Origin of the sequence: Methylobacterium planeticum (assembly GCF_008806345.1) — a bacterium.
Taxonomy (GTDB): domain Bacteria; phylum Pseudomonadota; class Alphaproteobacteria; order Rhizobiales; family Beijerinckiaceae; genus Methylobacterium; species Methylobacterium planeticum.
Genome location: NZ_VZZJ01000060.1, coordinates 1 through 8648, shown reverse-complemented (window position 1 = coordinate 8648; position 8648 = coordinate 1). Strand labels below are relative to the sequence as shown.

The window sequence follows — 8648 nt, the reverse complement described above, 5'->3', positions numbered from 1 at the left end:
AGGCCGGCTGGCACATGACCAGGAAGCTCGTGATCCCGGCCAACATCACCCTGCTGCCGCTGCCAGCGCGCTCTCCCGAACTGAACCCGGTCGAGAACCTCTGGCAATTCCTGCGCGAGAACTGGCTCGGCAACCGGATCTTCGCCTCATACGAGGCCATTCTCGACCAAAGCTGCGATGCCTGGAACAGGCTCATCGACCAGCCCTGGCGCATCATGTCCATCGGCCTACGCGCATGGGCTCATGAGTTCTGATCAGTGAGAGTTGGTATGACGTGGTAAAGTATGCGGCTGGCGACAGCTTTGCTGGTGTCACTGCTGGTGCCAACAACTTCGATTCGATCACGGCCTTCGCGACCGGCACGGATAAGATCGACCTGTCGTCGTTCGGCTTCACGGGCGCTTCGGTTGCATCGGTCCGCACTAACGCTACCACGGGTGTCAACGCTACCACGGGTGAAGTTGCGGCTGCTCAGGCGTCGAACTTCTTCGGTGCCGGTGGCGACCAGCGCGCTGTTGCTACTGTGACAACGGCCGGCGGTGATACCTTCGTGTACGTCGATGCCAACAAGGACGGCAGCTTCCAGGCTGGCACCGATCTGGCGGTCAAGCTCGTCGCGACGGCGGCACCCGCCCTGGCGGACTTCACCTTTACGGCGTAAGTCACATCATAGGACCTGTCCTACAGGGCAGGTCCGCCTAGACGGTACGGCGGGGAGCTTCGGCTTCCTGCCGTTTCCGTTTGTGCACCGTTAACCATCACTAGTATGGGGCTGAAATGAGCAGTTGGACCGAAGGCTACATCGCCGACATCCCCTACGCGCTCGGCTTCTATCGGGAGACGGTGCCTGCCCATATCGCCTTCGCCGCAGCCTGCGTCGGCAAACATCCCGGCCTCAGCTTACGCCCTAAACGTGTCCTCGAACTCGGCTTCGGCATGGGGCTCGGCTTCGTCATCAACGCTGCTGCGAATCCGGGCACCCACTTCGAGGGGGTGGACTTCAATCCGCTGCACGTCGCCCATGCCCGAGGACTCGCCGACGAAGCGGAACTGACAAACATCACGATGCGGGAGGCGAGCTTCCAGGATGTCGCCCGAGAGGCGCAGGAAGGCCAGCATGACCTCGACCTCATTGTGCTGCATGGCATCCTGACCTGGGTCTCAGCCGAGGCACATGAGGCTATCGTCGAAATCGCTCGCAAGCGGCTCAAGCCCGGTGGTCTGCTCTACGTCTCCTACAACTGCATGCCGGGCTGGGCCTCGGTCCTGCCGCTCCAGCGGCTGATGCGGGAGAACGCCAAGCGTGTCGCCGGCCGCTCCGACCAGCAGACCGGCTCCGGCCTCGACCTCGTCAAGGCCCTGATGAGCGAGGGCGCTGGCTACTTCAAAGCCAATGCTGGCCTGGAGCAGCGGGTCGAGAAGATGGCCACGCTCGACAAGAACTACCTCGCCCACGAGTACCTGAACGCCAACTGGTTCATCTTCCACGTGGCCGATGTGGCTGAGATGTTTGGCCGGGCCAAGCTCGGCTTCATAGGATCTGCCACGCTCGTTGAGAACATCGACGGGCTGTCGGTGCCTGAGGGCACCCGTGCTCGGATCGGGGCCGAGACCGACCCGATCTTCAAGGAGACGCTGCGGGACATCGCTTCGAACAAACAGTTCCGCCGCGACCTGTTCGCCCGTGGGGTCAGCACCCTTAACCCGGCCGAGCACAACGCCATCCTGAACGGGATGCGGTTCGCCCTCGCTCTGCCTCGCTCGAAGGTAACGTTCAAGTTCCCGAGCCCGGTGGGTGACCTTGACGGCAACGCCGAGATCTACGGTGCTGTGGCCGACCTGCTGGCGGAGAAGACGGCGAGCTTTGCCGAGATTGCTGCGCTGCCCGTGTTCCGGCAAGGTGGTGCCGGTGCAACTCTGCAGGCCGTCGGCCTGTTCGTCCACAGTGGGCAGGTACTGCCGGTTCCCGTCCCCAGCCAGACCGGCCCAGAGTTCGATCCGAAACCAGCCCAGCGACTCAACCGTGTCATCGCCGAGAAGATGCTCCAGGGACGGGTCTACAGCTTCCTGGCTGCGCCGGGTGCCGGCTCCGGCATTCAAGTTCCTCACAGCGAACTGCTGATGCTCGCCGCCGTGCTCGCCGGCCAAGATAAGACTGCTGAGACGATGACTGCGCATGTCATTCAGACCATGCAGCGGCTCGGCATCAACTGGGTGAAGGAGGGCAAGCCCGTCACGGAACCTGCCGAACGCCAAAATGTCGTCCGAGCGGATGCCGCCACCTTCCTGAACGAGAAGCTCCCGGTCTGGCACCGCCTCGGCATCCTCTAGCCGCATTCCTGGTGCTGGAGGGGCTCTCGAATGAGAGAGCCCCGATGAGCAGCATCCAGCCACTTTCACGTGAGCGCCACGCCGGGCTTCGCTGGCGGCGCTACAATGGCTACGGTTTCACGGCCACGACTGCCATCGCTCCCCTTGCCGCCGCTGAGGTCGGCAAGGCCGCTCTGGCGTTGCCTTTGGCCTTCGTAGAGCGTGAGGGCGGATGGACGCTCGCTGCCGTTCTTGGCCTTCTCCCTGGGCAGAACCTATACGTGGCATCGAGTGGAAACTGGGTCGTTGGGTACGTCCCATCGGTCTTTCGAGCCTACCCCTTCCGCATCGGCTGGAATGAGGCTGTCCAGCCGATGCTCTGCATCGATGAGGCGAGCGGACTCGTCGTGGAGAGCAATGAAGGCGAAACCTTCTTCGAAGACGGCGGCGAACTCAGCGGCTCTGTTCAGCAGGTTTGGGCCTTCCTCCAGGAGACGGCGAAGAGTGAAGTGGTCCTCGCCCACGCGTGTGGCCAGCTTCACGCAGCCGGCGTGATCGAGCCGTGGCCGATCACAATCCAGGGCGAGACCGGTTCGCGGCAGATCGCTGGCCTGAGTCGTATCAATGAGACGGCACTGAACACCCTTGATGATGCCGCCTTCGGCCAGCTTCGTCGGACAGGCGTCGTCGGCGTCGCCTATGCGCAACTCCTCTCGATGGGCAATCTCTCTACCCTCGGCGAACTGGCTCAGGCCCGTGCACAGGGAGAAGCGGCCGAGCGCGCGAAGGCCGCGGTCAAGCCAATGGTGACTCTGCCCGAGGACAACACCATCGACTGGGATTGGAGCAAGATCGGGCGTTAGTTTCGTGCTGATGTCTGTATCTAGCCAGCCGACTGAACGCGACCGCGTCTCTCTAAAGGCACGGCCAGACGACCCAAGCGACCGAACACCCTAGATCGCCCTCAGGTGATGCCGTATTACAACCGTCGAGACGCAATCGGCGACGCGAAGCACTTGGCCCACCAGCCTCGCATCAGAGGCGAAGACGTAGCACATACGAGCGCATACGTACGAGCGCGTACGGTAGTCAAATCGTTGTCGTTTCACACGAGAATGGGTGATGTCACAAAATGGTGACAACAAGCAAAGTTTCGTCCGCGCTCGATGGAATGTTCGAGAGACCCCAAGGTCTTTATGGGGGATGGGACGATATCCCTTTGATTAGTCAATGCGGCCATGCAAGACGCGTCGCGCTGCTTGACAGTTTGTCCGTTGGCGACATTCGAGGAATGACCTGCGTCGATTTTGGAATCGGCAGTTGGGGCTTCGGCTCGGTTTATAGCAAGTTGCAAACTTGCAAGCATGCCATCGGGATGGACATTTCAAATTCCGCGCTTGAGATGTCACGCGAACTTATCGCGAACACCAACCCAACATACGCGAATAATTTTCGCACGTATCAGTCAGATGGGATGGATATCCCGCTGGCAGACGGCAGTGCTGATCTTTTCTTCTCAGGAGAAAGTATCGAGCACGTCAAGTTTCCGCCGCGATTTCTGTCTGAGATACACCGTGTGTTGAAGTCAGACGGACAGTTAGTAGTAACTACCCCAAACAAAGACGCGATTTTGTACAAAGGTGCCGACGAAGAGTATTGCACAAGTCCTGAGCACTTCTGGTTATTCGACTATCAAGAACTCGTATCAATGATATCCGAATTTTTTGTTATTAAGGAGGTATATGGCTTCAACGGCAGCTTTGGCAGTCATGAGGAGGATCGCGAAATTGCAGACCGCCCGCGGGCCGAGGCTTGGAGCCGACAGTTCAAGGATGAACCGCACTTGGGGACTGGTATCGTCCTGCGAGCGGTCAAGAAAGCACACGTTTCGGCGACCTACGAAATTGAGGACATACCAGCAGATCGCGTTCGTATCTCAGGCTCCGACACGTATCTGCCGCTTGAGTTTGGACTGGAGGGCCTCCTGCTCACCGATCCGGCGCAAACCGTCACCATACAACGGCCGCCGAGTGATGGCGTGGTATGCCGGATGTGGTGCCATCGATGGAGCGGCATTGCTCAAGTATCTGACGGCAGCACGGTCACCGAAGTCGATCTCTACACGAAGGTGCCGGGATGGAAGAATTGGGTTTCGGATAGGCGGACTACAGATGTCACGTCCATCACGCTTCAACCGACAGGACGAAAGAACTCGAAAGCCGACGCGAACCAAGTAATCTACTTTGAAGCATTTACTTGGCGCCGCCGCGGGCGGTCGGGACTTCCCTCGCGTGTGGACCCAGGCGCAGTTCAGCATCTTCTTCCACGGGGCAGCATCGATTTTCAGCCGGGATATGGTTTCACGATGACACAAGTCATCGTATCTACAACGGTGTTTCATTGGTTCACTGAGTCGGATGGAAATTTGTTCGGCCCGTGGCCTCCTATCGGCGGACGATCCACATGGGACGGTTCCCCGAATTTCTTCGAGGAACAGATCAAGCAGATGATGATGGCCAATGTTGATGCCATTTATCTGCATTTAATCGATAAATTTGAAGAGCAGCGAATTGCTTTTTTCCGCGCCTACGCCAATCTTCGAAAACAGGGGTGGGATGTTCCGAAAATCTGCCCCTATCTCGATCCGTTCGGGCTCTGGAGAGATCCGAACATTGACGTTGGGACGGACATCGGCAAAGATCGATTCGCCGCTGAGTACATCAGATGGTATAATCAGTATTTCTCGACAAATTCTGACGATCAAGCTGCTTCGTATTTGCTGACAATCGACGGTCGGCTTGTCCTTTCGACTTGGTGGGTGAAACATCTTTGCGGCCAAGTGCAGCAATTCTCTCGGGAAGACTTGGCTTCACGGCTTTGTGCCGCTCTGGGTGCTCAAATTCCTCAACTCGGCACCGGGATTTATATGATTACGGCGGCTCTGGTTGACCCAGATCTTCCATTTTCTGACGAGCGGCATATTATGTTTTCCGGTTACTCATATGCCATCCAATGCGTGCACAACGATCTGCACTCATGGCATCTCCAGCCCGGGTATTGGGATCAGAACATACGCTCACCCGGGTATCTCTTGCCACGTGATGGCGGGGTAAATTATCGCCGCGCCTGGGAGATTGCGTGCGCCAGCGTTCCATACGTTCATCGAGTTTATGTTGAAAGCTGGAATGAGTACGATGAAGGTTCCGGAATTTATGCGTCCGACCCTGATGGTCCATACGTGCATCCAAATAAGCACACAAATCGGGATGTTTTCTCCAACACGAGAAATGCGTATGAATACATCGATACAACTGCCGAAGGCGCCTCCCGTGTAAATGGTAGGCCTCAGTGTTCAGCCAGAATTCTATGGCATGACATCCCGCAACACATAGAACGAGGTAGTTACATCAGACTGTCAGCGGTAGTGCGGAATGAAGGCAATGAGCGTTGGACGGCTCCGGACACTTACGAGCTAGCTTTGATATCCGGAGGGGCAGTTTATCATGCGTCTCCGTTGACACCCATGGAACAGGCGGGCGAACTTCGCTCAGAAATGATCTGGCGCGGTCGCGCGGTGACCCTCTCAAGTCATCTAACGGTACCCGAACAGGTCGGTGCCTGGGCGGTAAGCTTGACCGTGACGCGAAACGGGGTGCCAATCGGCAGCGCTTCCGATTTCACAATTCATCTTCTCCCGCATGCAACTGCGGCTTAGCTAAGCGCGGCTCATACCTTCAAGGTGAGGGATGCTGCGGCGGCAGCATCCCTGCTCCTCAAGTGCAGGATCGCTCGGCGCATGAATTAGACAAATGCGTGAAATACCATGCGATTGCCGTAAAATTCATCGACCATTCGGACCTCGCGAAACCCGACTTCTCGAAGCATAGCTTCGCAAGCTAACCGATTCGGGCCGAAGAAGTTGCTAGAGTCGCTGTTTTCGGTGTTTCCCTCGTAGAAGACCATGGCGGGACGCGGATAGTCTTCGGCATCGACCAGCGTCTCGATAATTGCCATGCCACTACAAACCTCACGGACCCGGCGCAGGTAACCAATTGGGTCCGGCGCGTGGTAGAGCACGCCCAGAAATAGAACAAGATCGAACGTGCCGACCGTCGCGGCTGTGATGTCCTCGACCTTGATCTCAAGTTCTTCGACGCGGCTACCGAGCGCCTTCTTGGCGATGTCGAAGCCGAGTTTGCTGGACCCCTGCCAACAATACCAATCGGATGCCAGCACGCGCTTCGCTCCACGTCGCTCACATTCAAACGAAAAAGCGCCATTCCAGCAACCAATGTCGATGACTGATTTTCCGCTCAGATCCTGCGGCAGGTGAAGTTTCGTGAGCTTGAAGGGCGTATCATCAATTCCTGGGGTCGTAATTCCTCCGCCAAGATCAATCCTATGAAACCATGACGTCGAGGCGACGTCATCTTCCACCGTCTGAGGCATGCATTCACTCCTAGTAAGTCAACCGCCAGCAGCGGTGGCGTCATAGTAGCAGTTTCCCCGCACGAAATGACCCGACCGATGGCCTGAACCGGGTCAGTTGAAAGCCTGTTGCATGACCGTGGCCCTGTGTAGCTGGTTGGTCAAATCCGAGAAACTGACGGGCGCTGGCGGTAGGTCATGGCTGAACGTACTCGGCCCCCTGGTTGGCCGAGAGTGTCGACGTCAACATCACGCCGCGGTCCTTCGAATTGCTGTTCCGGGACCGACAGAGCCCGCTGATCCGCCTCAGCCTGACCCGTCTGGAGGTGCATCGGGTCATCAAGAACCTGACGGTCTTGAGTTCGTCTGTTCCGAAGCCGAGTGCGGTTCCAATGGCGGAGAGGATCGCCTCATCCTGGACGGCCGTCTGTCCTTGAGCAGCGGTCTGTTCCTTATCACCGGCATACAAGCCGAGCACACCGAACTCGGACATGTAGCGATGGCCGTTGCCGCACCGCAAGGTCGCTCCGTCGTCGCTGCGGAGCAAATCCGCTCGACAGAGTGGGCACAGGAAACGGTTAATAAAAATCCGGCCGTCAATCCTGACGCTCGTGGTCAACGTTGGCGTGTCCCCAGGGTGCCGCGACGCGCCGATACAACCCCGATTATCTGCCACCGTCGCCCCGACAACTTCCATGCTTCGCTGGCCGCAAGCCAGGATCCGTACTGAGTTGGGCTCAGATCGAGGTCGTCTTCAACTGAGTTTTTGAGCCACCCGGAGGCCGGTCTTGGCGCCCTGCGAACAGGCGCCAAGGAGCCTGTAGCGTGATTTTCAAACGTACCCGAAACGCCGCGCGCCTAGACTAGCCTAGATCGGCGGACAGCATTTGAGGCGCTTTGGCCAGCGAAAAGTGCATCTTGTCAATGACTTAAGCGGTCGGATCGGCCGAGCGTATGCTGAGACGGCGAATGGAATCGTTGGCGAAATTTGATCCGTCCCTGGGGTTTTGTTTGCGTGTCTCATAAACCACACGAAGGTAGATCCCCGCCGGACCAAGCCCGTTGTGGATGCAACTTGCCTAGGGTATGATAGAACAATACCCCAACGCACTTCTTTCAGGCCGAGGCCCATGTTCACCAACACCCAGCGCCTCTCCAATCCGGAGGTTCAGGAACTCCGCCGCGAAGGCGGGCGTCTCCTGAAGCATCTGCGCGAGGCGCGCGGCCTATCCCAGCGCGAGCTGTGCGCGTTGGTCGGCGCCGGGGTCTACACCTTCATCTCTCAGATCGAGACCGGGCGGGGGCGCGTTCCGCCAGAGAAGCTGCGGGTCTGGGCCGAGGCGCTGGGTCTCCCGGCTGCCGACTTCGCCAAGACGATCCTGCCCTACTACGACCCTGAGACCTACGCGATCCTGTTCGGGGGTGAGACTTCGCCGGCTGGGGCCACCGACAAGAGCCAGGCCGCGACGCCGGGACTGCGCCTCGTTAACGAGAGCTAAGGGCCTGCCTCAGCCGCTGGCTGCGCCTCCGGACTTGTCGATGCCCGGTTGACCCTGACCCAGCAAACTGGTCCGCGCTAAGCGCGAGTTTTTCGGGCATCCTGAACCCTGAAGGAGGGTGGATGCCATGCCTGGCAAGCGCTTCACGAACGAGCAAATCGCCTTTGCCCTTCGGCAGGCGGAAAACGGTGCAACGGTGGACGAGGTCTGCCGGAAGATGGGCGTGTCCGAGCCAACCTTTTATCGCTGGAAGAAGCAGTTCGTCGGCATGGGCGTGCCGGAGATCCGGCGGCTCAAGCAGCTGGAGGACGAGAATAGCAAGCTCAAGCGGCTTGTCGCCGACCTGACGCTGGATCGCTCCATGCTGCAGGATGTGCTCAAGCGAAAGTGGTGAGGCTTAGCCGTTCGCCG

At 58.5% G+C, this 8648-nt stretch carries 8 protein-coding genes and 1 pseudogene; 7 read left to right on the top strand and 2 right to left on the bottom strand.

Translation table 11 applies throughout. The features are described 5' to 3' along the window. The 5 genes from F6X51_RS27330 to F6X51_RS27310 all read left to right on the top strand — a co-directional run. Positions 1–254, top strand: a 254-nt coding sequence (locus tag F6X51_RS27330) for a transposase (protein WP_191970307.1), incomplete at its 5' end; no start/stop codon positions are given. A 20-nt stretch (positions 255–274) separates the two neighbouring features. Then, positions 275–661, top strand: a complete 387-nt coding sequence (locus F6X51_RS27325; RefSeq protein WP_150967209.1) for a hypothetical protein — start codon at positions 275–277, stop codon at positions 659–661. 116 nt (positions 662–777) lie between these two features. After that, a complete protein-coding gene (locus F6X51_RS27320) occupies positions 778–2331 on the top strand; it encodes a class I SAM-dependent methyltransferase (RefSeq protein WP_150967207.1) in 1554 nt (517 codons plus the stop codon). Between the two features lie 44 nt (positions 2332–2375). Next, positions 2376–3173, top strand: coding sequence for a SapC family protein (locus F6X51_RS27315; protein ID WP_150967206.1), 798 nt, complete (start codon positions 2376–2378; stop codon positions 3171–3173). A 269-nt stretch (positions 3174–3442) separates the two neighbouring features. Continuing rightward, a complete protein-coding gene (locus F6X51_RS27310; RefSeq protein WP_150967204.1) occupies positions 3443–6025 on the top strand; it encodes a methyltransferase domain-containing protein in 2583 nt (860 codons plus the stop codon). An 86-nt stretch (positions 6026–6111) separates the two neighbouring features. Here the strand turns inward: F6X51_RS27310 and F6X51_RS27305 are convergent, their stop codons facing one another. Then, a complete protein-coding gene (locus F6X51_RS27305) occupies positions 6112–6759 on the bottom strand; it encodes a class I SAM-dependent methyltransferase (protein ID WP_150967203.1) in 648 nt (215 codons plus the stop codon). A gap of 175 nt (positions 6760–6934) precedes the next feature. Then, the gene (locus F6X51_RS27300) at positions 6935–7357 is read right to left on the bottom strand and encodes a hypothetical protein (RefSeq protein WP_150967201.1); all 423 of its coding nucleotides are present in this window, start codon (positions 7355–7357) and stop codon (positions 6935–6937) included. A 511-nt stretch (positions 7358–7868) separates the two neighbouring features. Between F6X51_RS27300 and F6X51_RS27295 the strand changes: the two genes are divergently transcribed. Together F6X51_RS27295 and F6X51_RS27290 are read left to right on the top strand one after the other, a co-directional pair. Further along, the gene (locus F6X51_RS27295; protein WP_150967189.1) at positions 7869–8237 is read left to right on the top strand and encodes a helix-turn-helix domain-containing protein; all 369 of its coding nucleotides are present in this window, start codon (positions 7869–7871) and stop codon (positions 8235–8237) included. A 127-nt stretch (positions 8238–8364) separates the two neighbouring features. Next, positions 8365–8625: pseudogene (locus F6X51_RS27290) on the top strand (transposase); the annotation flags it as partial. Positions 8626–8648: the final 23 nt, after the last annotated feature.